We start from the raw sequence: 23,293 nt of genomic DNA, 5'->3' as shown, positions 1-23,293 counted from the left end.
TATATATCACCGGGGCATCGCCGGGGGCTTCCACATGGCTAGTTCCGAGGGCATGTCATCACCATCGGGTAGATACCCCAGGGGTACGAAACCCAGGCGATGGTAGAGCTGGGCGGAACGGGTGGTGGTGGCCTCCAGGTAGATGGCCTCCTCACCGGCACGGGCGATGCCGTGGTTGAGCAGAGCGCTACCCACGCCAGTACCACGGGATTCAGGCGTGGTGGCGATGGTGTAGAGGTACCAGTGGGGGAACTTCGGGTGCATCCGGGCGGAAGCGAAACTGCGGGCCATGAACACCGGTGTCTTCTTGCCGAAGAGCCTGACCATCCGGGAAGCCAGTCTGGCTTGATCAACTGCACCGTGATTTGCGTCCGGGGCATCCCATAGGGCAACCCCGACGATGTCGCCGACCTCATTGAGCACCACATCGATGGTGCCGTGACGGGCATATTGTGTCTCCATCTGGAGTTCGAACAGCCCGCGGAGGAGGTGATTACCGGGATCCGGCTGGGGGATCCACCGGAGGAAACCGGGATCATCGGCGAAGGTGGCTACGAGGAGATCAATCACCGCGGGAATCTGGGAGGGATGCACCGGTGTGACCTGGGGGCCGGAATCGTTGCCTGGGTTAGTCATGGATTCCACAATAGGGCAGCGGTGCCCGTGGATGACCGGAGGAAACGCACAAGGTCCGTGATCTTCTCAGAAGATCACGGACCTTTAATGCTTATATGTGCCCGGAGGGGGACTTGAACCCCCACGTCCGTTAATAGGACACTAGCACCTCAAGCTAGCGCGTCTGCCATTCCGCCACCCGGGCTGGGTGTGTGAGTTTGAAGTCAGTGATAAATCAATGACCTAAGGCAAGAGATAAGACCCCGACATTCACATCAGGGTCTTAAAATACTGTCTCAACACAGTGTGCCCGGAGGGGGACTTGAACCCCCACGTCCGTTAATAGGACACTAGCACCTCAAGCTAGCGCGTCTGCCATTCCGCCACCCGGGCTGGGTGTTCTGGGCTGTTCGCCCTAGGCACGAGATAAACAATAGCCCGATTCCTGAACCAAAGACAAATCCGCAGTTCACGGGCCAAAAAGCGTCACAGTGAGTTACATGGATGTCAGTCAGGGCCGTTGCGGCAGGAACGGGTTGATGCAGTGGGGTCGGGTATCTTTAGTCCTCATGGCAACCAAGTTCCGCAGGATGCGCACCTGGTCGTGGTTCGTCCCCGACGACCCCACTGGTGAGACTCCTCTTCTTTCCCGCGTGGCGGGTTCTTCGCCGCGCGCAACCACATGGTCCCTGCTGTGGGCACTGCCGGCAGGCACCTGGGTGATGCTGCTGGGAGTATTGGTATCGAGCATGGTCAACGCGGGCGTCTCGTTGATCGTCGGACGGGGAACCGAATGGGCGTTCACTGACAGTCCGTGGCAGTGGTGGCCGGTGGTGGCGGTCAGTCTCGCCATTGCAGGATGCTTGTGGCTGATCTACCTCTTCGAGGCCACTGCAGATGCACTCACTGACCTCACAGCTGCTCGCGTGGTGCACGATCTCCGACTGGAGTTGTCCGGAAAGCTGCTGACCACTCCGCGCAACTCCCTGTCACCCGGCACGGTGCTCAATACCGTGGATCAGGACTCGGTTCAGGTTGGGGGTTTGAAGAACATTCTGAACTTTCCCATCGCGATGGTGGGTTTCCTGTTGGGATCGACCATTTCGATTGCGCCCATCTCTCCGCTGATCGCGGTGCTGCTGGTGATGGGCGGGCTGCTCACCGCACTGGCGTCGTATCTGACATCGGGCCCGCTGACACGGGTGTCGGCTCGTCGTCGCAAAGCAGAGGCGCGGTCCGTGGCCATCGCAACGGACGTTGCGCAGGGATCACGCGTGGTCAAGGGGCTCGGTGCGGTAGCGCACACCGAGCAGCGTTTCGACTCCGCTGCGGACGCCGCCCTGGGAGTGATGTTGCAGGAAGTGCGCCTGCAGGCAGGTTTGAACTTCCTGCGCCAACTGGTGCCCGCGTTGAGTTCGATCGGCCTGTTGGTCTATGCGGCCACACTCGCGTTCGAAGGCCGCATCACCAGTGGTGAGATGATATCCATCACCCTGCTGGTACCGCCGTCGCTGACTGTGCTGGGTGTGTCGCTGGGTGTGCTCACGGAACTGTGGGCGAGGGGACAGGCATCCACGCAACGAGTTCAGAATCTGGTCACTGAGCTCGACCGGGCAGCAGAACAACCTGCTCCTGGCACACCACAGATAGAGATCGCCCCTGGATTGACCGTGTGGAATCCACGTACCGCACAGGATCGCGCAGCGGTGGACAGGGAACTGGAGCGGTGGCACAACCAGGGAGGTACGGTCGTTGCTCCCCACCGGGTCAGCGTCTTCGAAGGGTCGTTGACGGACAATCTCAACCCACTGGGCACCGTGCCACCGGCAGTGCTGCGTGACGCCCTGTGGGCGGCAAGCTGCCAGGACATCCTGCGCCGCCTGGGTGGTGACCTGCCTGCGGACGGGGAGGTCCTGGAATTGCCGGAGACCGCTATCGGCGAAGCTGGCCTCAACCTCTCCGGCGGTCAGCGTCAGCGCATCGCGCTCGCCCGCTTCCTGGCTGCGGATCCCGAACTACTCATTCTGGACGACCCCACGACAGGCCTGGACACCGTGACCCTGGATCAGGTGGCCCGGCGCGTGGCGCAACTTCGTGGCGGGGCGGGTTCCGGTACCGCACGCCGCACAGTGGTGATCACATCGAATCCGACCTGGCATGCGGTGGCGGACCAGGTGCGGGAAAGTTTTGACGAAAGTGGCAGTCCCTCGGGGAATCGCAGCACCCCGGGGTATCAGGGAAGGGAGTCCGAGTCATGAGTGGTGCAGGCACCGATCGGGTGGCAGACGCACTGGCTCCGGCGGGTGTGAGGGAATCCGGAGGATTACTGGCCACCCTGCCCTCGCGGCCAACGCTGTGGTGGTATTCCCGTTTCCTGTTTGTTGCCGTGCTCACGGTTACGGCGATGGTGGGATCCTCAAACCTGCTCGGTTTTTCGGTGAATATCATCAACGGGGATTCGCTGCCGGTCATCGGAGGTGGGCAACGGGGGATGACCTGGCTGTTGGTCATCGTGGGGGCGGCAATCCTCACTGAGGCGGGGGGCCGTTCTCTTCTTCAATATCTGATCAACTCACGGACCAGGCGATTGTCGGTGGATCTGCGTAAAGCGGCGTTGTCCTCGGCGCTGCGGGCACCTGTTCCTGACGTCATGCAGTTGGGCACCGGAAATGTGATCAGCAGGATCACCCAGGATATTGATAACACAGTGCGGATCATCTCCATGACGGGTGTGCGGCTGGTGGTGACCGTGCTGATCTTCCCATTGTCCATTATCTCCCTCGTGCTCATCCACTGGTCTTATCTCCTGATCTTCGTGGCCGTGGTGTTCATCCTCGTGCCGGGGGTCAGGGGAGCGGTCCGGGTGATCCCACAGGCCACCAACGTGGTCTCCAGTACTGAGGCACGGCGGAATAATCTGCTGTTGGATACCATCCGGGGCATTGGCACCCTGCGGGTCCTGGGACTTGATCGTTGGGCGGTGGGACGGATGCGTCGGGCATCATGGACTGCGGTGCAGGCCACCGCAGACCGCGCACCCATCTTCACCCGCATTTTGTTGTTGGGTTCGATCGCCTATGGCCTGCTCCTTCTCGGCGCATTCGGAATCGGTGCCTATCTGGTGGACGCTGAGATACTCAGCGTGGGAGCGGCGACAGCCGCGGTGTTCGTCATCGTCCGCATGGAGGTGCATGTATTCAATGTGCTCATGTTTGCCTCTGAAATTCAGAGCGCCGTGACTTCTCTGGGGCGTGCGGTGTCCTTAGCGCTGCTGTCCGGCCGGGCTCCGACCGCCCCTGAGCCGGCAGACCTCGAGCAGGCTCCGGAGGTCAAGGTGTGCGACCTTGGCTATTCCTATCCGGGTGGCGCGCGGGTGTTGGCGGGATTGAATCTCACCCTGGCGGCGGGAACCACCACCGCACTGGTGGGAACCTCCGGAGCTGGAAAATCCACCCTGGCGGGATTGATCGCCGGGTTGCAACGCCCTGATTCCGGCCATGTTGAGGTGGCAGGTATTGATACCGCCACCGTGTCGGATACCTGGACCACGCGCCAGGTGGCCCTGATCAGCCAGGAGGTCCACCTGTTTTCCGGAACCCTGCGAGAGGATCTGTCCATGGCGGCTCCCGGTGCCAGTGATGCAGAGCTGTACAGGGCTCTGGCTACTGTGGGTCTGGCTGCCACGGACCCAGTTGCCACGGACCTGCCTGGTACCGAGGCGTCAGAGGGGAGTTCAGCCCACCTCAGGTGGTTCCCGGCAGGCTTGGATACCCCCGTGGGCGCGGGGGCTGAGGAACTTCCCCCGGAGATCCAACAACAGATTTCACTGGCGAGGATCGTGTTGCGTGATCCGCCCGTTCTCATCATGGATGAGGCCACCAGTGAGGCGGGTAGCGATAACGCCCGCATGCTGGAAACGGCCGCCACCCGCATTGCGCAGGGGCGAACCTCCCTGGTGGTGGCACACCGTCTGGATCAGGCGGTCGTGGCTGACCGGATCATAGTGATGGAGGACGGGGTTATTGTCGAGGATGGAACCCATGACACGCTGGTGGCTCAGGGTGGCAGGTACGCCTCTCTCTACGAGAGGTGGGATCTGGGATCGACTTCACACTAAGGGAGCATGGGTGACTGCACGCACAGGAAATTTCGGGTAGTAGTGGGGTTATGACTGATTACAACGATTCCCGATTCCCCGGACCTGATCCCTATGCACCACTGGGCGATGTTCCCAGTTTCCCACTGACCTCCGAAGACTTGAGTAATGGTGAGAAGCTGAAGGAACCACAACTCGGTGGTAACGATGTCTCCCCGCAGCTGGCCTGGTCGGACCTGCCGGAGGGCACCAAATCCCTGGCAATCACCTGCTTTGACCCCGATGCGCCGACTGGCTCCGGTTTCTGGCACTGGGCTGCGTTCAACATCCCCGTCAGTGTCACCGGGATTCCTACTGGTGCCGGCGATGAGACACTCGGTGGAATCGACGGCGTGGTGTCACTCAAGGGTGATTCCGGCCAGCGTGGCTTCTACGGAGCCCAGCCACCAGAGGGCCATGCTCCCCACCGATACCTGTTCGCCGTGCACGCGGTAGACGTGGAAAAGCTGGATATTGACCCCGATTCCACCCCCACTGTTCTGGGATTCAACCTCTATTTCCACACTCTTGGGCGATCCATTGTGTGGGGTTGGTACGAGAACTAGTAGGGTAAATCACATTATGAGTGCAGCATCGGGTAAATCAAGGCTTAAATTGGACATGGACAACCGCATGGCTTGGCGGAAAGTCCCAGCGGGAATTCGCATCGGCGGTGCCTTCGTGGCGCTCGGGCTGGTCATGATCGTGTTCGGTGTCATTGAGCTGTTCACCGGCGGCTTGCTGCAACCATTCGCCATCACGCCCAGGTTTCTCATGATCCTGGCGGCGGCGGCCATCCTCGGAGGATTCGCCACGGTCAGCCGGTATGAACAGAGTTCCAAGGTTCAGGTGATCGCTTTGGCCATCGCTGTGGCGCTGGTCTTCATCAGCCGGGCACTACCCAACGATCCCATCATGTTGATCGAACAGTTCTGGTTGAGCCTCTGGGCCGTCACCGCCATTGTCTGTGGCCTGATCATCCGACGTGCGATGATGCCCAAGGTTTAAAGCCCAAGGGCTAAAGCGTCTCTTCACTGCCGAGGCTCTGGCCGCCGGATACGTTCTGCACAGTAGATAACCAAAAGTGGTGCCCGGCACGAAAAAAGTTCGTGCCGGGCACCACTTTTCATGTGGACACCCCTTCCCATATCGGGAAGGGGTATTTTAGTCAGGCGTCGTGCTTCCAGGGGAGACCGGAACCGACGGCCTCTGAGATGTTCGACAGTCCGTGGGCCTTGATCTGGCTGGCGACACCAAGATGGATATCGCGGATCCAGTCCGGGCCACCGTAGATGAAGCCGGTGTATCCCTGCAGCAGGGTGGCTCCGGCGGTGATGCGTTCCCACGCCTGTTCAGGGGTGCTGATGCCACCCACACCAATGAGGACCAGGTCGGAGCCGACGCGGGCGTACAGGCGACGCAGCACTTCCAGGGCGCGGGCTGCGACGGGTGCGCCGGAGATGCCGCCGGCACCCATCTCGGAGACCTCATCGGCCGGGGTGGTCAGTCCATCGCGGGAGATGGTGGTGTTGGTGGCTACGATGCCGGCCAGGCCGAGCTCCACAGCGAGATCAGCCACGGCATCCACATCATCATCGGACAGGTCAGGGGCGATCTTCACCAGCACGGGGACAGACGTGGACTCCTGCACTGCTGCCAGGATCGGGCGCAGGGATTCCACCGCCTGGAGGTCACGTAGTCCCGGGGTATTGGGGGAGGAGACATTGACCACCAGGAAGTCGGCGAGGTCACCGAGAAGGGAGGCGGAACGGCGGTAGTCATCTACTGCGTGTTCTGCAGGCACGACCTTGGTTTTGCCGATGTTGATACCGATGACATCGCGGGTCTTGCGATGCCGCAGGTTGTCCGCAACATCCGCGGCGCCCTCGTTGTTGAAGCCCATGCGGTTGAGGATGGCCTTGTCCGCGGGTAGGCGGAACAGACGCGGGGTGGGGTTGCCGGATTGAGGGGATGCGGTGACGGTTCCCAATTCGGCATAACCAAAGCCCAGGGAGGTCCATGTGTCAGCGGCGGAGGCGTTTTTATCAAAGCCTGCGGCCAGGCCCAGCGGACGTGGGAACGTGACCCCAAAAACCTCTTGGGACAAGACTGGATCGTTGACTCCGAGCACCTTGCCCATCGCGCGATTGACGGGAGTGGCCAGCTGGAGAAGTTCAAGACCGTCACTGATAATGCCGTGGATCCGTTCGGGGCGGAGTTTGAACATGGCCTTGAGGCTGACATCGTAGACTGACTGGCGGATCTGGCGGGTGCGGGAGGGCGTGCTCATGGTTTATCCAGCTTTCTGTGGGGAACTAGACGGCAGGGGGAGATGCTCAGGCAGGAAAATCACCAGGGGCGATGATCTGCAGGCCATCGCCGGATGCGGAGGCCACCACCAGGGAGCCGTCCTCCAGTGCCACCACATTCTGGGCGTCGGCGACGGTGCCCAGACGGTGTTGTTCCTCAGGCACACCCTCGGAGATGCGGAAACCGGTGAGCTGATTGTTGGACAGGGTGGTGATCCAGGCCAGGGAGTTGACTGAATCCCACGCGACACCCCACGGGGCATCATCAACCGGGGCGGTCATGTGCAGTCGGATCAGATCATCCGCGTTGTAGATGGCCAGCTGATTGCCGATGTTGTCAGAAACAACCATCAACCCGTCCTCGCCGCCAGCCATCTGGGCGACACCGAGGCCCACCCGCAGCGTCGCGCCCGCTCGCTCGTTGGGGTAGTCCACATCCTGGATGGTGGTGGTTTCATCCCAGATCCGGACCACCGCATCGTGGCGGTCATCCACCGGAACGGCGATCATCTCCGTGCCCGGGTTCTGCACGCTGATCTCGACGGGCTCCTCGCCGTCACGGTAAACGGTGACATCATCATCCACATCATTGCCCGCGATCAACAGCCCGGCGCTGGTCAGTGCAGCCACGGTGGTCGGCTTGTCGGTCTCCTGCACCGTGTCCAGATCCGGGTCGGTGGCATCGATCAGGTAGACACCGTCTGCGCAGGCCAGTACGAAGCGGTCCCCGGTGGCGGTGAGGTCACCGCACTGCTTATCGACGCCCAGGTTGACCTCGTCCCCCGCCTCGAAGTCGGCGACGGTGCCGATTGCGAGGTTCTCCTCAGAACGCACACCCAGGATGTCACCGTCTGCGACCTCGAGATCGGTGATCGCGGCGCTGTAATCAACGACGCTGCCCACCGGGCTCTCCGCGGCGGGGGAGGCGACCGGGGTGGCGCCACCCATGTCCGGGCTGTCCGGAAGGTTCTGGCTGCAGGCGGTGACCAACAAGGCAGTGGTGGCCAGCACTGACGTTGCCAGGAGCGGACGGTAAACACGGGAACGAGGGCGCATATTCACAATGTGTCAGGTTACCAGTCACCCGGGACATGGTTGCTACAGGGACACATCCTCCAGCGCTTTTGTGATCGGCAGGGGCAGAACCACCTCCTCAGCCTTGAGTAACTGTTGAAGCTGCGCAGGGGTCCTGGCACCCACGATCACCGAGGTGACCCCGGGCCGGTCCCGCACCCAGGTGGTCGCGGTGACCGCCGGGCTGAGCCCCAGGCCACGCGCGGCGGTGTCGAGGGCATCAACGATGGTGTGGGAGCGACCGTCCAGATAACCCTGAACCTCTGCGTCCCGTTGGGATGACGCCGCCCGGGAATCCCTCGGGATCTCCGAACGGTACTTGGCGGTCAGCACACCCTGCCCCAGTGGAGCCCCAGCAAAGAACCCCACACCCAGGTGCCTGGTGGCGGGCAGCAGTTCCTCCTCGGGACGCCGCACCAGCAGGCTGTATTCACTCTGCGCAACCACGATGGGGCGGGCTGCCGCCGCAGCATGATTGGAGGATGCATGGGTCACCGCCAGCTGCCAACCGGAATAACCACGAACCCCGGCGTAGCGGACCCGCCCAGTCCGAACGGCGTAATCCAGGGTGTCGGCCACCTCGTGTGGCGGGGTGCGGTCATCCCAGTAACCAACAGACCACAGATCCAGATAATCGGTACCCAGCGAGGCCAGGGTGGTATCCAACTGGGCGATGAGGGACCTGCGCGAACAATCGACCCGCTGTCCGATGGGTAACCCGGGGTTCACCCCTGCGCTGGATGAGATCACCAGGTCGGGGCGGGCTGAGTGTGCACGGAGCAGTTCACCGAGCATCTCCTCGGCGGTGCCGTTTGCGTAGGTGGGGGAGACATCGATGAGTGTTCCGCCCGCACCGGTGAACTCCTGCAGGATGGTGCCCGCCTCTGTCAGCTCGGTACCCATTCCCCAGGTTGAGGTGCCCAAACCGATGCGCGTGACGCGCAGCCCACTTGTTCCGACCATTCGCTGTTTCACGCCAACCACACTACTTCGGGCTGGCGCTAGTAGGGTTTACCGGGTGAATGAACAGACCTCTCTCCTAGCCTCCGCCGTGGAACCCTCCACAGCCGACAACATGAGTTGGGCGCAGACCATCGTCCTCTCGGTGGTGCAGGGCCTCACCGAGTTCCTGCCCATCAGCTCCTCGGGGCACCTGCGTATCATCTCTGAATTGTTCTGGGGGGTTGATGCCGGGGCGTCCTTCACCGCTGTGGTGCAGCTGGGAACCGAGGCGGCCGTCCTGCTCTTCTTTGCCAAGGAGATCTGGCAGATCCTCACGGGTTGGTTCGCCGGTGTCTTCAACAAGGAGCGTCGCGGCCGTGACTACAAAATGGGCTGGATGATCATCGTGGCCACCATCCCCGTCGTGGTTCTCGGTGTCCTGGGCAAGGATCTCATCCGTGAAGCTCTGCGCAACATGTGGATCACCGCCACGGTGCTGGTGTTGTTCTCCTTCGTGTTCATCCTCGCTGAGAAGATGGGTAAGAAGGATCGTGGATATGACGACCTCAACATGAAGGATGCACTGGTCATGGGCTTCGCGCAGTGTCTGGCGCTCATCCCCGGTGTCTCCCGCTCGGGTGGAACAATCTCCGCTGGTCTGTTCATGGGACTTAACCGCGAGGTGGCGGCGAAGTTCTCCTTCCTGCTCGCCATCCCCGCCGTCTTGGGGTCCGGCTTGTACTCCCTTCCCGATGCCTTCGACCCCACGGCAGGGCAGTCAGCCACCGGGATCCAGTTGGCGGTGGGAACGTTGGTGTCCTTCATCGTCGGTTATGTCGCCATCGCGTGGCTGATGAAGTTCGTGGCCAACCACTCCTTCTCGTGGTTCGCGGCCTACCGAATCCCAGCAGGTCTGTTGGTCATGCTGCTCCTGGCGTTGGGGTACCTGAACCCTTAGCTTTTCGTCGTCAAGCGGCAGTGGTGCGGGGAATACCGCACCACATGCGGTAGTTGAGGGAAAAGGTGCGTTATCCCGCCCTCAATAATCCGTTACCGTGGAAAGTAGCTAGAGTAAGATCCATGCATTCTTGGCCCACCCCTGAAATCCCAGCCCTGGACGGCACCCCTGTGCCACTGGCACTCTATGACACCGCCGACCAGGAGATCCGACCTCTGGATGTGCCACCGAGCGGCGCCGGCATCCCGGTGGGCATGTACGTCTGCGGAATCACACCCTATGACTCCACCCACCTCGGGCACGCGGCCACCTACCTGGCTTTCGATCTGATCTACCGGGTGCTCCTGGATAATGACCACCAGGTTCATTATGTCCAGAACATCACCGACGTGGACGATCCGCTGTTCGAGCGTGCCGCGCGGGACGGCGTGGACTGGCGTGATCTGGGCACCAGCCAGATCAACCTCTTCCGCAGCGACATGGAGACGCTCAGCATCATCCCGCCGAAGGACTATATCGGCGCGATCGAATCCATCGATGAGGTGATAGGAATGGTGTCCACGCTCCTCGAAGAGGGTGCGGCTTATGTGGTCGATGACTCGGAGTACCCGGATGTCTACGCCTCCATCAACGCCACCGAGAACTTCGGTTATGAATCCAACTACGACACCGCCACCATGACTGAACTCTTCGCAGAACGTGGTGGAGATCCTGACCGTGCGGGCAAGCGCAACCCCATGGACGCCCTGCTTTGGCGCGCCGCCCGCGACGGCGAACCCAGCTGGGAATCACCCTTTGGACCCGGTCGCCCGGGCTGGCATATCGAGTGTTCCGCGATCGCCACCAACCGCCTCGGCCACAGCTTTGATATCCAGGGCGGCGGTTCCGACCTGATGTTCCCGCACCATGAATTCTCCGCAGCCCACGCTGAGGCCGCCCACGGTGTCGAAAGAATGGCCAAGCACTATGTCCACGCCGGCATGATCTCCCAGGACGGTGTCAAGATGTCCAAATCCCTGGGCAACCTGGAATTCGTCCACCGCCTGACGGCCGCTGGACATGAGCCCGGCGCGATCCGTCTCGGTGTGTTCGCCAGCCACTACCGCGGCGACCGGGACTGGAACTCGGATGTGCTCGCGGCGGCAGAGCAACGACTGGCGCTGTGGCGTTCCGCTGTTGCCGTGGCAGCCAGTATCGAGGACGCCGTGGAGACGGTCACCCGCTTGCGCACACACCTCGCCGCCGACCTGGACACCCCCGCAGGCCTGGCGGCCGTGGATGACTGGGCACACCAGGTTCTGGGTGAAGGTGCTGCTCAAGACCTCGCCGCCGAGCCCACTGATGCCGGCAGAATCATCAGCGCAGCGGTGTGGGCACTCCTGGGAGTGCGCCTGTAGAAAATTTCAGGAACAATGTCCGATATGAGCATCCGCGCAACATTTCAGCCGACTGTCAATGAGTTCATCACCACTCTGGAAGAATTTGGAACCGGTTCCTACCTCAAGGAAGACGAGAAAGAATTCTGGGATGAGCCCTTCGATGTCAAGGCTCTGCCCGAGCTTCGTAGCATCCTGGAAAACTACCTTGACTCCCTGGACAAGATGGGCAAGGGACCAGACCAGGACACCCTGAACGCGGCAGCGCAGTCCACCCTGGACGAGCTGGACAAGTTCAACACCCGCTACCACGATGCCGTCATCGAGCCGGAGGAGAAGGAAGAAATCTCCGAGCTTCTCTTTGATGCAGCCAAGCTCACCGGTGCAGATGATCTCTCCCTGGAGAGTTTCCCGGAATTCGAATAACTCAGCGCCCCCGGTAGAGGGCAATGGTGAAGAGGTACCCCGTGTGGAGTGGGTGCCTCTTTTTTCGTGGGGAGATGGTGGGGAGATGGTTGTGGGGGATCGTTCTGGGGGATTAGGGCGGCGCGTGAATGAAAATCGAACCGAACAGGGGGGATAAGTTCAGTTAACTTGGCAAGCGTACTAAGCTGTCTACCTAATGTCTGATACAGCTACCTCCTCCGCATTCCTTGACGCTCTCCGCAACCACGTACTCATCGGCGATGGCGCCATGGGCACCCAGTTGCAGGCCTTCGACCTCGACGTGGAAGAAGACTTCCTCGGTCTCGAAGGATGTAATGAGATCCTCAACCACACCCGACCCGACGTTCTGCGTCAGATCCACCGTGCCTATTTCGAGGCCGGCGCCGACCTGGTGGAAACCAATACGTTCGGCTGCAACCTGCCCAACCTCGCCGACTACGACATCGCTGATCGTTGCCGTGAGCTCGCCTACAAGGGAACAGTGGTGGCACGTGAGGTCGCCGATGAGATGGGGCCTGGACGTGACGGCATGCGCCGTTTCGTGGTGGGCTCCCTGGGACCGGGCACCAAACTGCCGTCGCTCGGCCATGCGCCCTATTCGGATCTGCGCGGTCATTACAAGGAGGCGGCACTCGGCATCATCGAAGGTGGTGGCGATGCTTTCCTCATCGAGACCGCCCAGGATCTCCTCCAGGTGAAGGCGGCGGTCCATGGTGTGCAGGACGCCATGGAGGAGCTGGATGTCCAGCTGCCGATCATCTGCCACGTCACCGTCGAGACCACCGGCACCATGCTGATGGGCTCCGAGATCGGTGCGGCACTCACAGCCTTGGAACCACTGGGCATCGACATGATCGGCCTCAACTGCGCCACCGGCCCGGCTGAGATGAGTGAGCACCTGCGTTACCTGTCCAAGCATGCCTCCATCCCGGTCTCCGTCATGCCGAACGCGGGCCTGCCCGTGCTGGGCAAGAACGGTGCGGAATACCCGCTGACTGCTGAAGAGTTGGCGGAAGCACTGCGTGGTTTTGTCACCGACTACGGCCTGTCCATGGTCGGTGGTTGCTGTGGCACCACCCCGGAGCACATCCGTGCGGTCCGCGATGCCGTGGCCGGAGTGCCGGAGGGGGAGACCTCTGTCCTGGAATCAGTGCTGGTGGGTCCAGCGGAACAGGCGGAGCGGGTTGTTGAGACTGAGGATGCCGTGGCGTCCCTCTATACCTCGGTTCCGTTGAATCAGGGGACCGGCATCACCATGATCGGTGAGCGCACCAACGCCAACGGGTCCAAGGCTTTCCGTGAGGCCATGCTCGCAGGTGACTGGGAGAAGTGCGTGGATACCGCCAAGCAGCAGACCCGCGATGGCGCACACATGCTGGACCTGTGCATCGACTATGTCGGCCGTGACGGCCGCGAGGACATGGCCACACTCGCCGCTCTGCTCGCCACCAGCTCCACCCTGCCGATCATGCTCGACTCCACCGAACCGGAGGTCATCCGTGTCGGCCTGGAGCACCTGGGTGGCAGAAGTGTGGTCAACTCCGTGAACTTTGAGGATGGTGATGGGCCTGAGTCCCGTTACCGTCGCATCATGGCCATGGTGAAGCAGCACGGTGCAGCCGTGGTCGCCCTCACCATTGATGAAGAAGGCCAGGCCCGTACCGCGGAACACAAGGTCCGAATCGCTGAGCGTCTCATTGAGGACATCACCGGCACCTACGGCCTTGATGAATCCGACATCATCGTGGACTGCCTGACGTTCCCCATCTCCACCGGACAGGAGGAGACCCGCAAGGACGGCATCGAAACCATCGAGGCCATCCGGGAGCTGAAGAAGCGCTACCCGAAGGTTCACACGACCCTGGGTCTGTCCAATATCTCCTTCGGCCTGAACCCCGCAGCGCGTCAGGTGCTCAACTCGGTGTTCCTCAACGAGTGCATCGAAGTAGGCCTGGACTCCGCCATCGCGCACAGCTCCAAGATCCTGCCGATGAACCGCATCGATGAACGCCAGCGCGAAGTGGCTCTGGACATGGTTTATGATCGCCGCGCCGAGGGTTATGACCCGCTGCAGGAGTTCATGCAGCTCTTCGAAGGTGTCTCCGCAGCAGATGCCAAGGACGCCCGCGCTGAGGCACTGGCTGCCATGCCACTGTTTGAGCGACTCTCGCAGCGCATCATTGACGGTGATAAGAACGGCATCGAGGCCGATCTGGATGCCGGCATGCTGGAGAAGCGCCCCATCGAGATCATCAACGAGGATCTGCTCAACGGCATGAAAACCGTGGGTGAGCTCTTTGGTTCCGGCCAGATGCAGCTGCCCTTCGTGCTCCAATCCGCCGAGACCATGAAGACAGCCGTGGCCTACCTCGAGCCCTTCATGGAGGAGGAGGCTGAGGCCACGGGTGAGGCCCGCGCAGAAAGTAAGGGCCGCATCGTGCTGGCCACCGTCAAGGGTGACGTGCACGATATCGGTAAGAACCTGGTGGACATCATCATGTCCAACAACGGCTACGAGGTGTTCAACATCGGCATCAAACAGCCGATTTCGGCCATGTTGGAAGCCGCCGAGAAGCATCAGGCTGACGCCATCGGCATGTCTGGTCTCTTGGTGAAATCGACCGTGGTGATGAAAGACAACCTGGAGGAGATGAACGCCGCAAAGGCATCCCACTACCCGGTGATGCTCGGTGGCGCCGCCCTGACACGCACCTATGTGGAGAACAACCTCGCAGAGGTGTATCAGGGTGATGTCTACTATGCCCGTGATGCCTTCGAGGGGCTCAGCCTCATGGATGAGCTGATGGCGGAGAAGCGGGGAGAAGGGGCTGACCCTGATTCCCCAGAGGCCATCGCCGCCGCCAAGAAGAAGGAAGAGCGGAAGGCACGGAATGAGCGATCCCAGCGGATCGCCGCCGAGCGCAAGGCCAATGCCGAGCCGGTGGAGGTGCCGGAGCGTTCAGAGGTGGCCACCGACACCCCGATTGCTGCGCCACCGTTCTGGGGCACCCGGATCATCAAGGGTCTGCCTCTGGCTGAATACCTCCCCACGCTGGATGAGCGTGCGCTGTTCATGGGGCAGTGGGGTCTGAAATCCACCCGCGGTGGAGAGGGACCGACTTATGAGGAGCTCGTGGAGACCGAGGGTCGCCCACGGTTCCGCTACTGGATCGACCGCCTCAAGTCCGAGGGGATCCTCGACCACACCGCGCTCGTGTACGGCTATTTCCCAGCCGTGGCTGAGGGCGATGACGTGGTCATTCTGGAATCCCCCGAGCCAGATGCACCGGAGCGTATGCGCTTTAGCTTCCCGCGCCAGCAGCGGAGCAAGTTCCTGTGCATCGCGGACTTCATCCGTCCCCGTGAGCAGGCCATCGCCGATGGACAGGTGGATGTGTTCCCCTTCCAGCTGGTGACCATGGGTGATCCCATCGCGCAGTTCGCCAATAAGCTGTTCGCTGCGAATGAATACCGCGAGTATCTGGAGGTCCACGGCATCGGCGTGCAGCTGACCGAGGCCCTGGCGGAGTACTGGCATGCCCGCATCCGTTCTGAGCTGCAGCTGACCACCGGTGGCACCGCAGGCGATGACGATGCCGAGGATAAAAAGAAGTTCTTCGACCTGGACTACCGTGGCGCGCGTTTCTCCTTCGGATATGGCTCCTGCCCGGACCTGGAGGACCGCATCAAGATGGTGGAGCTGCTCGAGCCGGAGCGCATCGGTGTGACCCTGTCCGAGGAACTCCAGCTGCATCCTGAGCAGTCGACGGATGCCTTCGTGCTCTATCATCCGGAGGCGAAGTACTTCAACGTCTAGTCTGACGTTGCGGTTTGGCCCAATCCCATTAGGGTTGTCCTCATGATCAAGGCAATCTTCTGGGATATGGATGGCACGATGGTGGACACGGAGCCCCAATGGGGCGTGGCCACTTATGAGTTGAGCGAGGCGATGGGGCGTCGTCTCACCCCGGAGCTCCGCGCCACCACGGTGGGCGGCAGCATGCCGCGCACCATCGCCATCTGTGCCGCGCACGCCGGGATCACGGTGGATGAGGCCGCCTATGAGCGGTACCGCCGCCAGATGCTCGGCCGGGTGGCCGAGCTTTTCGACGAAGCCCTGATCCCGAACCCCGGCGTCATCTCACTCCTTGCGGAACTGAAAGAGCTCGGAGTCCCCATGTTGGTCACCACCAATACCGAGCGGTCCCTGGCGCAGGGGTGCATCGAGGCTGTCGGTTCACAGTTCTTCGTTGATTCCATCACCGGAGATGAAGTGGCGCACCCCAAGCCGGCTCCGGACATGTACCTGGAAGCTGCCCATAGGGTGGGACTACCCCCATCTGAGTGTCTCGTTTTTGAGGATTCTTTCAACGGAATGGCTGCCGCGGTGGATGCCGGGTGCCGGGTCATCGGACTCCACCCAGAGTCCGTCACCCCACCTGAAGGGGTTGTTCCCCTGCGGGAACTGTGTGGCCACAACACTTTTGAGGGGGTCAACGCGGAGATCCTCGCCGGCTGGTACAACCAGATCACACCGGTCGGGGTCACTAACTGACAGCTTAAGTACCCGCCCCGAAACAACAACGGCGGAAACGGTGTGGAATGATGTACTGCGTGAAGACATTTGACTCGCTGTACGAAGAACTTCTTGACCGTGCCCAGAACCGCCCTGAGGGTTCCGGAACCGTAGCCGCATTGGACAAGGGTGTCCATCATATCGGCAAGAAGGTCATCGAAGAGGCCGGCGAGGTCTGGATCGCAGCCGAGTACCAGTCTGATGAAGAGCTGGCTGAGGAAATCTCACAGCTGATGTACTGGACCCAGGTGATGATGGTTGCCCGTGGCATCAAGCCTGAAGACGTCTACAAGAACCTCTAGGAGATAAGACAGTCGTGCTGAAAATCGCTGTGCCCAACAAGGGCTCCCTGTCTGAGCGTGCCATGGAGATCCTCGACGAGGCAGGATACGCCGGTCGTGGGGATTCCAAGTCACTCAATGTTCTCGACGCCGCCAACGAGGTGGAATTTTTCTACCTCCGTCCCAAGGACATCGCCATCTATGTCGCCGGAGGTCAGCTTGATCTCGGCATCACCGGCCGGGATCTGGCCCTTGATTCCCGCGCTGATGTCCACGAAGTGCTCTCCCTCGGCTTTGGGTCGTCGACATTCCGTTATGCAGCGCCCATGGGCGAGGAGTGGACCGTCGAAAAGCTTGACGGCAAGCGCATCGCCACCTCCTACCCGAATCTGGTCCGTGATGATCTGGCCAGCCGTGGCGTAGACGCCGATGTGATCCGCCTTGACGGTGCCGTGGAGATCTCCATCAAACTCGGTGTCGCCGATGCCATCGCCGATGTGGTCTCCACCGGTCGCACCCTTCGGCAGCAGGGACTGCAGCCATTCGGTGAATCCCTGTGCACCTCGGAGGCGGTGATCGTGGGGCGCCGCGATGAGGAGATGACCCCGGCTCAGCGGGTACTGCTCAGCCGCATCCAGGGCATCCTGCATGCGCAGAATTACCTGATGCTCGACTACAACGTTGACCGGGATTACCTGGAGGCCGCCAGCGCAGTCACACCGGGTATCTCCGGGCCCACTGTGTCGCCGCTTGCCCGTGAGAATTGGGTGGCTGTCCGCGCCATGGTTCCACGTAAGATGGCAAACAACATCATGGATAAACTTTCCAGTATCGGAGCAGAGGCCATCTTGGCTTCAGAGATCCGGATCGCGCGAATCTAGTTTCCTGCGTGGATACTATCTGGCGTAGGTGAATAGGTCGTCCCGGAAAAAGCCCGGGGCGGCCCTTTTCTGATACCCCCGGTGTATCATCCGAGCTTTTCTTACTGTGATTACTGTCACGTAGGATGTGCGATAGCAGTTTCATGTTTATAACCACATGTGAGAGGCAGAACATGTCGACCAAGAACAATAAGGATTCCGAGGACACCTCCAAGGACAATCCACAGAATCCTGAGCAGATCGAGGCCCCCGCGGCTCCGCTAGTTGATGGTGAAGCTCTTGTCACCACGGCGGAAACCACAGCAACGGGAGAGCAGACCGCAGCTGCGAAGGCCGCCACCACCCGAGGCAAAGCCGCGCGGAAATTCAGGATTGAATCCGACCTCATCGGTGAGATGGAGATTCCCGGAGAGGCCTATTTCGGAGTACACACGCTGCGGGCAATGGATAATTTCCAGATCTCCCGCACCACCATAAACCACGTGCCTGAATTCATCCGTGGCATGGTCCAGGTGAAGAAGGCCGCAGCCCTGGCAAACCGTCGCCTCCATACGCTGCCCGCGGACAAGGCGAAGGCCATTGTCTGGGCCTGTGACCAGATCCTGATTGAGGGACGCTGCATGGATCAGTTTCCCATCGATGTGTTCCAGGGGGGTGCCGGCACCAGCACCAATATGAACACCAATGAGGTGGTGGCGAACCTGGCCCTTGAATATCTGGGATATGAAAAGGGCCGGTACGACATCCTGCACCCCATGGATGACGTCAACATGTCGCAGTCGACCAACGATGCCTACCCGACCGGTTTCCGCCTCGGCATCTATGCCTCCATGACCACCCTCATCAGTGAGATCGACCAATTGCAGGTGGCCTTCCGTGAGAAGGGCACCGAGTTCGTTGACATCATCAAGATGGGGCGCACCCAGCTCCAGGATGCTGTGCCGATGAGCCTGGGGGAGGAGTTCCAGGCATTTGCTGCCAACCTGGCCGAAGAACAGTCAGTTCTGCGTTCCGCAATGGACCGACTGTTGGAGGTCAACCTCGGTGCCACCGCCATCGGCACAGGAGTCAACACACCCTCCGGTTACCGCCACCAAGTTGTTGCATCCCTGTCTGAGGTCACCAGCCTCGAGATCAAGACCGCGCGTGACCTGATTGAAGCCACATCCGATACCGGCGCCTATGTCCTCGCGCACTCAGCGGTGAAGCGCGCAGCGATGAAGCTGTCCAAGATCTCGAATGATCTGCGTCTGCTGTCCTCCGGACCACGAGCCGGATTCAACGAGATCAACCTGCCCGCCCGCCAGGCTGGGTCCTCCATCATGCCCGCGAAGGTCAACCCGGTGATCCCTGAAGTGGTCAACCAGGTCTGCTTCAAGGTGTTCGGCAATGACCTCACGGTTGCCATGGCTGCAGAAGCCGGTCAGCTCCAGCTCAATGTCATGGAGCCCGTCATCGGTGAGGCGTTGTTCCAGTCCATCCGGATCCTGTGCAACGCAGCCAAGACCCTCCGTGAAAAGTGCGTGGTGGGCATCACCGCCAATGCTGATGTTTGTCGCGCCTACGTGGATAATTCCATCGGCATCATCACCTATCTCAACCCGTTCCTCGGGCATGACATCGGCGATGAGATTGGTAAGGAAGCCGCAGCGACCGGTCGCTCAGTTCGTGACCTGATCCTAGAGCGCAAGCTCATGGATGAGGAGACTCTGAACACCGTGTTGTCCAAGGAGAACCTCATGCACCCGATCTTCCGCGGGAAGCTCTACCTGGACCAGAATTAGGGGAGTGGGTGGATAGGGGGCGGTTTCTCCCATCGGGGAGGGGCCGTCCCTTTCTATTCCCGTTCGGTCGGGTAGGGCCGTGGCCATTCGGAGCCGCGGAGGGTTTCGAGGTCCTGATTGAATCTGGTGAGCAGTTTTAGGAATGTCTCCAGCTCCTCGGGGGACCAGGTTTGTGTGACCTGTTGGGAGAGGTGGTCGCGGCTTTTAAATTCCGCACGGAGTCTGTCCAGACCCTCCTGCGTGGGGCGGTGTTTCCGGGCCTGGCCCCCATCGGGGTCGTTGAGTCGTTCAATGAGACCGGACTTCATGGCGGCAGCCACCTGGCGGTGGATCGTCGAGATATCAAGGTCCAGTGCCTCTGCGAGTTCACTGACACTCATCGGTCCCTCCACGTCCAACCTGGACAGCAGCAGGGCTGCGCTTCGGTCGAGGCTCCATTCCCGCCCGTGCGGTGGGGCGTTGTGCAGGGCGTAGCGCGAAGAGAGCATGTGTTCATAGGAGAGCTGGGAGTATAGATCGTGGTTTGCCAAGAATAGTCCTTCCGTGATCAGGCAAGGCTACAGCCACCTTGGTATTTGTATCATACAATTGCATGATACAATTACCCAATCGTCGGGGGACATCTCAGATCGATAGCCAGGAGAATGAGGAGACGCCCATGCCAACGCCCGTGACTGAAGCGGCCAACGCGGAGAAAACCGGTGAGAAGAAACTATTCACCCCCACCTTCGCCATGGGGTGGTTGATCAATTTCTCCTTCTTCCTGGTCTTCTACTACCTCATCACCGTCATGGCGTTATATGCGGTCCGCGAGTTCGCGGCCTCTGACTTCGCCGGCGGTTTCGCCTCCAGCTCCTTCGTGGTTGGCGCCACAATTGCACGACTATTTTCTGGTTTTGTAGTGGACCGATTCGGCCGTCGCCGGATCCTGCTCATTGCCGCCGTTCTGGCCGTTATCGCCTCATCCCTCTACCTTGTGGCAGATTCTCTGGCCTTACTCATCGGCGTACGCATGCTTCACGGTCTCGCGTTCAGCCTGGCCAGCACCTCGGTGATGGCGTTAACCCAGTCGGTGATCCCGCCCACCCGACGCGCGGAGGGCACCGGTTACCTCTCCCTGACCACCACTCTTGCTGCTGCGGTCGGTCCGGCTCTCGCCTTGGTCCTTGTGGATACCTATAACTATGACGTGCTCTTCTGGGTGGCTCTTGCCACCTCCGTGATCTCACTGATTGCGTCACTGTTTCTCCGGGACCCGGCAGGCAACAGCGTGAACAGGTCAATCACCTGGAGCCTGAAAACCGTGGTGCATCCCGCGGTCCTGCCCATTGCTGCATTCATGATGATTATCGCTCTGTGCTACGCAGGGGTGCTCACCTATATCAATCCTTATGCCGAAGAGCGGGGATTGATTACCGGTGCCGCCTTCTTCTTCATCGCCTATGCAGTGACCATGTTGGTGACCCGACCTTTCCTCGGCAGAATCCAGGATCGACGTGGCCCCAACCCGGTGGTGGCGTTCGGCCTCTTCTGGCTCTTCATCGCCTTGCTCCTGCTTTCCGTGGCAGATACCGATTGGTTGGTGATTCTGGCTGGTGCCTGCACAGGCATGGGATACGGCACACTCATGCCGGCGGCCCAGGCCATGTCGGTGGATGCGGTGTCACCACACCAGATTGGTACAGCACTGTCCACACTATTTCTCCTGGTCGACATCGGTTTCGGTTTAGGGCCGCTGCTCCTCGGTGTGTTGTTGGGGTGGGTTGGGTACGGCACGTTGTATCTGATTCTTTCCGGGGGCGTTGTCTGCGCAGGCATCTACTACCTGATCATCCTCCTACTGAAACGTCGCCAGGCACGGGCAAGAGTATCCGGGATTTAACCAGGGAACCGTTTCCCCTCAGAACGGACACCCCGGGGGTCTGCTCTCGTCCTGGTCCCGGATTTTCGCCCCACCGGATTCCTGTTGGGCCGTGGATTCGTTCAATCCGACCGTGCCATCGGGTTTTCGGTGACCAACTCGTCCCGAATCCGGATCGTGGTCGGCATAACCCTTGTTGCCTTGACCTGTTCTGGTGTCATCGTTGTCAGGGTGGTGTTTGAAACAACGGAAAGTGAAGTTTTCGATGTCACTGACTCCACCGGCGTACCAGGGCTCGATGTGGTGGACATCGCTGTTGTCAGCGGGTTCATCGCAGCCTTCCCCCGAGCACACCAGCTCCGATGCCAGCAGCGCCAGTCGCTGGTTGAGGCTTGCTGATCTACTTGTGCGACCAAGGTGCAGCGGCCGGCCGGAATCGGGGTCAAGGACAGCGCCGAAATCATAGCGCGCGGCCCCCAGCCTCAGGATCTCCGAAGCGGTGAGGTTGATGCCGGTGTTGGTGGGGAAGCGCTTGTCCGGTTGTGCCTCCGGTAAGTCCGCGACATCCTTTGCGGACAGGGAGACCACGATCGTTCCCACCCCACCACGACGGGAGAGTCTGCCGGAATTATAGTCCTTGAGAATCTGGACCAGAGCGTCTGCTTTCCGCTGGGAAAAGCTTCTCCTGTCTTTGGATGGATCCTCAAGGCTGAGGCCGTGGCCCTTTTTGTTCGATCCCGCCAATGCGGCATTGAGAAGGGCCGCCCCTTCACCGTCCAGGTAGATGGAAATCCTGCAGCCACCGTTTGCATCCTGTTTGCCCACGTGGACATATCTGTTCTTCGTGGCGGCGAAGGGGTCCTTGGCGCGGTGATTCGCTTTCTCCACTGCGGCCCGCACCCACTTGCGTAGATCCTCGGGGCGACGGTTGGATGCTTCAGCCAGTGCTAATTCATAGAGCTCGGAGCGGGACGGCGTGGTGTCCTGGTTGAGGTAACTGAGTTCCTGGTTGATGATGTCAACCTTCTCGGCAGCCAGTTTGCGATGCGCAGCCTCCTCTCGACGTCGCTTGCGGTTTTCTGCCTCGCGCGCCCGGGCTTCAGCTTCGCGGGCTTCCCGCTCTGAACGCTCCTGCTCGGTTTCGGTCTGTGGATTCGGATCAGCCTCGGGAGCAGGCTTGGCAGTGGGCAGGACATCACCGAAGAACTCCTCGGCCCGACGAGCCCTGGCCCACGCCTCGGCCTGGGACAAACCCAGTTCTTTCACCAGATAATCAATGATGTGCGTCGATCCCACCAGGGTGGCGGCATTGGCAAGCGCGGCCGTCTTGGTCATGCCCGCGGTGATCATCGGAATCTGGTTGGTGAGCTCCTCGAATGTCTTGATGTCCACCTGATTGAAGTGACTGGCCTGTGGATCGTCGGTGTAGTGCTTTAGCAACGAGGATAGAGCGGTGTCCAGTAATTTGATTGCCTCTGTAGTGTCCACCGTGACGGTGCCCCCTGTGGTAGTTTCCCCAAACTAACTCTCATTAGCATCCATTCTATGCGCCTGCCTGTTCGAAGTCCATAGCCCCTACGTTAATTTTTGCCCATGCCAAACGCTCACGTGTTCGACAATTGAGGAGCGGTGGGTCGTCGTAAAGCAAAAAACCGCACACCCAAGGGGTGTGCGGCGGTGGAAGGCTCAGGCAGACTGACGGTTGGCCTGGTCAAAGTCGCGTTGCAGGGCGATCCATTCCTGTGTGCTGAGTGGGAATACGCGCGAGAGGCGCATGGCCAGTCCAATGGTGAGGTCGCTGCGGCGTTGGACAAGATTGGAGATGGTGGCTTCAGTGATGTGCAGGCTCTTGGCAAGGTCATAGTGGGTGATTCCGCGGGGCTGGAGGAATCGCTCGTGGAGGACATCGCCTGGGTGTTGCGGTTTCCGGAACTGCAGAGAGATCGCCAACACTCCTTTCAGGAACTCGGCTGATTTTCAAGTGGGAATAACGCCTACAGACCAAAGAATATATAGGGCAATCTGTTATGCGAGGCTAATCTTCATAGTATTCC

20 protein-coding genes and 2 tRNA genes are annotated in these 23,293 nt (G+C 60.5%); 13 read left to right on the top strand and 9 right to left on the bottom strand.

What is annotated here, in order from left to right; all coding sequences use genetic code 11:
- Nucleotides 1-6 precede the first annotated feature (6 nt).
- From CFAEC_RS07235 to CFAEC_RS07225, 3 genes are all read right to left on the bottom strand, one after another.
- Nucleotides 7-636 carry a GNAT family N-acetyltransferase gene (locus CFAEC_RS07235; RefSeq protein WP_290275481.1) on the bottom strand — a complete coding sequence of 210 codons (630 nt, stop codon included), beginning with the start codon at nt 634-636 and terminating at the stop codon, nt 7-9.
- Between the two features lie 98 nt (nt 637-734).
- Nucleotides 735-820: transfer RNA gene (locus tag CFAEC_RS07230), tRNA-Leu, on the bottom strand.
- Nucleotides 821-922: 102 nt separating this feature from the next.
- Nucleotides 923-1,008, bottom strand: a tRNA-Leu gene (locus tag CFAEC_RS07225).
- A gap of 176 nt (nt 1,009-1,184) precedes the next feature.
- On the opposite strand from CFAEC_RS07225, the gene CFAEC_RS07220 reads away from it, so the two are divergent.
- Genes CFAEC_RS07220 through CFAEC_RS07205 form a run of 4 tightly spaced genes read left to right on the top strand, consistent with a single transcriptional unit; the run spans nt 1,185 to nt 5,758 of the window.
- Complete coding sequence (locus CFAEC_RS07220; protein ID WP_290275479.1) at nt 1,185-2,873, top strand: ABC transporter transmembrane domain-containing protein; 1,689 nt, start codon at nt 1,185-1,187, stop codon at nt 2,871-2,873.
- Nucleotides 2,870-4,732, top strand: coding sequence for an ABC transporter ATP-binding protein (locus CFAEC_RS07215; RefSeq protein WP_290275477.1), 1,863 nt, complete (start codon nt 2,870-2,872; stop codon nt 4,730-4,732). Before CFAEC_RS07220 ends, CFAEC_RS07215 begins: the two co-directional genes overlap by 4 nt.
- Before the next feature lie 50 nt (nt 4,733-4,782).
- Nucleotides 4,783-5,316: a YbhB/YbcL family Raf kinase inhibitor-like protein gene (locus CFAEC_RS07210; RefSeq protein ID WP_290275475.1), complete on the top strand. Its 534-nt coding sequence runs from the start codon at nt 4,783-4,785 to the stop codon at nt 5,314-5,316.
- Nucleotides 5,317-5,332: 16 nt separating this feature from the next.
- Nucleotides 5,333-5,758 carry a hypothetical protein gene (locus tag CFAEC_RS07205; RefSeq protein WP_290275473.1) on the top strand — a complete coding sequence of 142 codons (426 nt, stop codon included), beginning with the start codon at nt 5,333-5,335 and terminating at the stop codon, nt 5,756-5,758.
- Nucleotides 5,759-5,918: 160 nt separating this feature from the next.
- On the opposite strand, the gene CFAEC_RS07200 is transcribed toward CFAEC_RS07205, so the two are convergent.
- The 3 genes from CFAEC_RS07200 to CFAEC_RS07190 are packed head-to-tail and all read right to left on the bottom strand — an operon-like array spanning nt 5,919 to nt 9,096.
- Nucleotides 5,919-7,040 (bottom strand): quinone-dependent dihydroorotate dehydrogenase, encoded by a 1,122-nt coding sequence (locus tag CFAEC_RS07200; RefSeq protein WP_290275471.1) that lies wholly within the window; start codon nt 7,038-7,040, stop codon nt 5,919-5,921.
- A gap of 46 nt (nt 7,041-7,086) precedes the next feature.
- The gene (locus tag CFAEC_RS07195) at nt 7,087-8,115 is read right to left on the bottom strand and encodes a hypothetical protein (protein WP_290279834.1); all 1,029 of its coding nucleotides are present in this window, start codon (nt 8,113-8,115) and stop codon (nt 7,087-7,089) included.
- 42 nt (nt 8,116-8,157) lie between these two features.
- Nucleotides 8,158-9,096 (bottom strand): aldo/keto reductase, encoded by a 939-nt coding sequence (locus tag CFAEC_RS07190; RefSeq protein WP_290279833.1) that lies wholly within the window; start codon nt 9,094-9,096, stop codon nt 8,158-8,160.
- 112 nt (nt 9,097-9,208) lie between these two features.
- Between CFAEC_RS07190 and CFAEC_RS07185 the strand changes: the two genes are divergently transcribed.
- From CFAEC_RS07185 to aspA, 8 genes are all read left to right on the top strand, one after another.
- A complete protein-coding gene (locus CFAEC_RS07185) occupies nt 9,209-10,033 on the top strand; it encodes an undecaprenyl-diphosphate phosphatase (RefSeq protein ID WP_290279832.1) in 825 nt (274 codons plus the stop codon).
- Nucleotides 10,034-10,155: 122 nt separating this feature from the next.
- Nucleotides 10,156-11,430, top strand: coding sequence for a cysteine--1-D-myo-inosityl 2-amino-2-deoxy-alpha-D-glucopyranoside ligase (gene mshC / locus CFAEC_RS07180; RefSeq protein WP_290275469.1), 1,275 nt, complete (start codon nt 10,156-10,158; stop codon nt 11,428-11,430).
- 24 nt (nt 11,431-11,454) lie between these two features.
- Nucleotides 11,455-11,835, top strand: a complete 381-nt coding sequence (locus CFAEC_RS07175) for a hypothetical protein (RefSeq protein WP_290275468.1) — start codon at nt 11,455-11,457, stop codon at nt 11,833-11,835.
- Between the two features lie 196 nt (nt 11,836-12,031).
- A complete protein-coding gene (gene metH, locus CFAEC_RS07170) occupies nt 12,032-15,673 on the top strand; it encodes a methionine synthase (protein WP_290275465.1) in 3,642 nt (1,213 codons plus the stop codon).
- Nucleotides 15,674-15,715: 42 nt separating this feature from the next.
- Nucleotides 15,716-16,411, top strand: a complete 696-nt coding sequence (locus tag CFAEC_RS07165; RefSeq protein WP_290275462.1) for an HAD family hydrolase — start codon at nt 15,716-15,718, stop codon at nt 16,409-16,411.
- A 47-nt stretch (nt 16,412-16,458) separates the two neighbouring features.
- Nucleotides 16,459-16,734, top strand: coding sequence for a phosphoribosyl-ATP diphosphatase (locus CFAEC_RS07160; protein WP_006767635.1), 276 nt, complete (start codon nt 16,459-16,461; stop codon nt 16,732-16,734).
- A gap of 14 nt (nt 16,735-16,748) precedes the next feature.
- Nucleotides 16,749-17,594: an ATP phosphoribosyltransferase gene (gene hisG / locus CFAEC_RS07155; protein ID WP_290275452.1), complete on the top strand. Its 846-nt coding sequence runs from the start codon at nt 16,749-16,751 to the stop codon at nt 17,592-17,594.
- A gap of 173 nt (nt 17,595-17,767) precedes the next feature.
- Nucleotides 17,768-19,378: an aspartate ammonia-lyase gene (gene aspA, locus CFAEC_RS07150; RefSeq protein WP_290275451.1), complete on the top strand. Its 1,611-nt coding sequence runs from the start codon at nt 17,768-17,770 to the stop codon at nt 19,376-19,378.
- A 53-nt stretch (nt 19,379-19,431) separates the two neighbouring features.
- Here aspA and CFAEC_RS07145 read toward each other — a convergent pair whose 3' ends face one another.
- Nucleotides 19,432-19,908 carry a MarR family winged helix-turn-helix transcriptional regulator gene (locus CFAEC_RS07145; RefSeq protein WP_353960104.1) on the bottom strand — a complete coding sequence of 159 codons (477 nt, stop codon included), beginning with the start codon at nt 19,906-19,908 and terminating at the stop codon, nt 19,432-19,434.
- 128 nt (nt 19,909-20,036) lie between these two features.
- Here CFAEC_RS07145 and CFAEC_RS07140 point away from each other — a divergent pair, with 128 nt between their 5' ends.
- The gene (locus CFAEC_RS07140) at nt 20,037-21,260 is read left to right on the top strand and encodes an MFS transporter (protein ID WP_290275448.1); all 1,224 of its coding nucleotides are present in this window, start codon (nt 20,037-20,039) and stop codon (nt 21,258-21,260) included.
- Nucleotides 21,261-21,278: 18 nt separating this feature from the next.
- Here CFAEC_RS07140 and CFAEC_RS07135 read toward each other — a convergent pair whose 3' ends face one another.
- Together CFAEC_RS07135 and CFAEC_RS07130 are read right to left on the bottom strand one after the other, a co-directional pair.
- Nucleotides 21,279-22,727 carry an HNH endonuclease signature motif containing protein gene (locus tag CFAEC_RS07135; protein ID WP_290275447.1) on the bottom strand — a complete coding sequence of 483 codons (1,449 nt, stop codon included), beginning with the start codon at nt 22,725-22,727 and terminating at the stop codon, nt 21,279-21,281.
- Nucleotides 22,728-22,925: 198 nt separating this feature from the next.
- Nucleotides 22,926-23,189, bottom strand: a complete 264-nt coding sequence (locus CFAEC_RS07130) for a HigA family addiction module antitoxin (protein WP_435384214.1) — start codon at nt 23,187-23,189, stop codon at nt 22,926-22,928.
- Between the last annotated feature and the right edge of the window lie 104 nt (nt 23,190-23,293).

It is taken from the genome of Corynebacterium faecale, from assembly GCF_030408735.1.
Lineage (GTDB): Bacteria > Actinomycetota > Actinomycetes > Mycobacteriales > Mycobacteriaceae > Corynebacterium > Corynebacterium faecale.
This window is presented reverse-complemented; position numbering and strand designations above follow the sequence as displayed.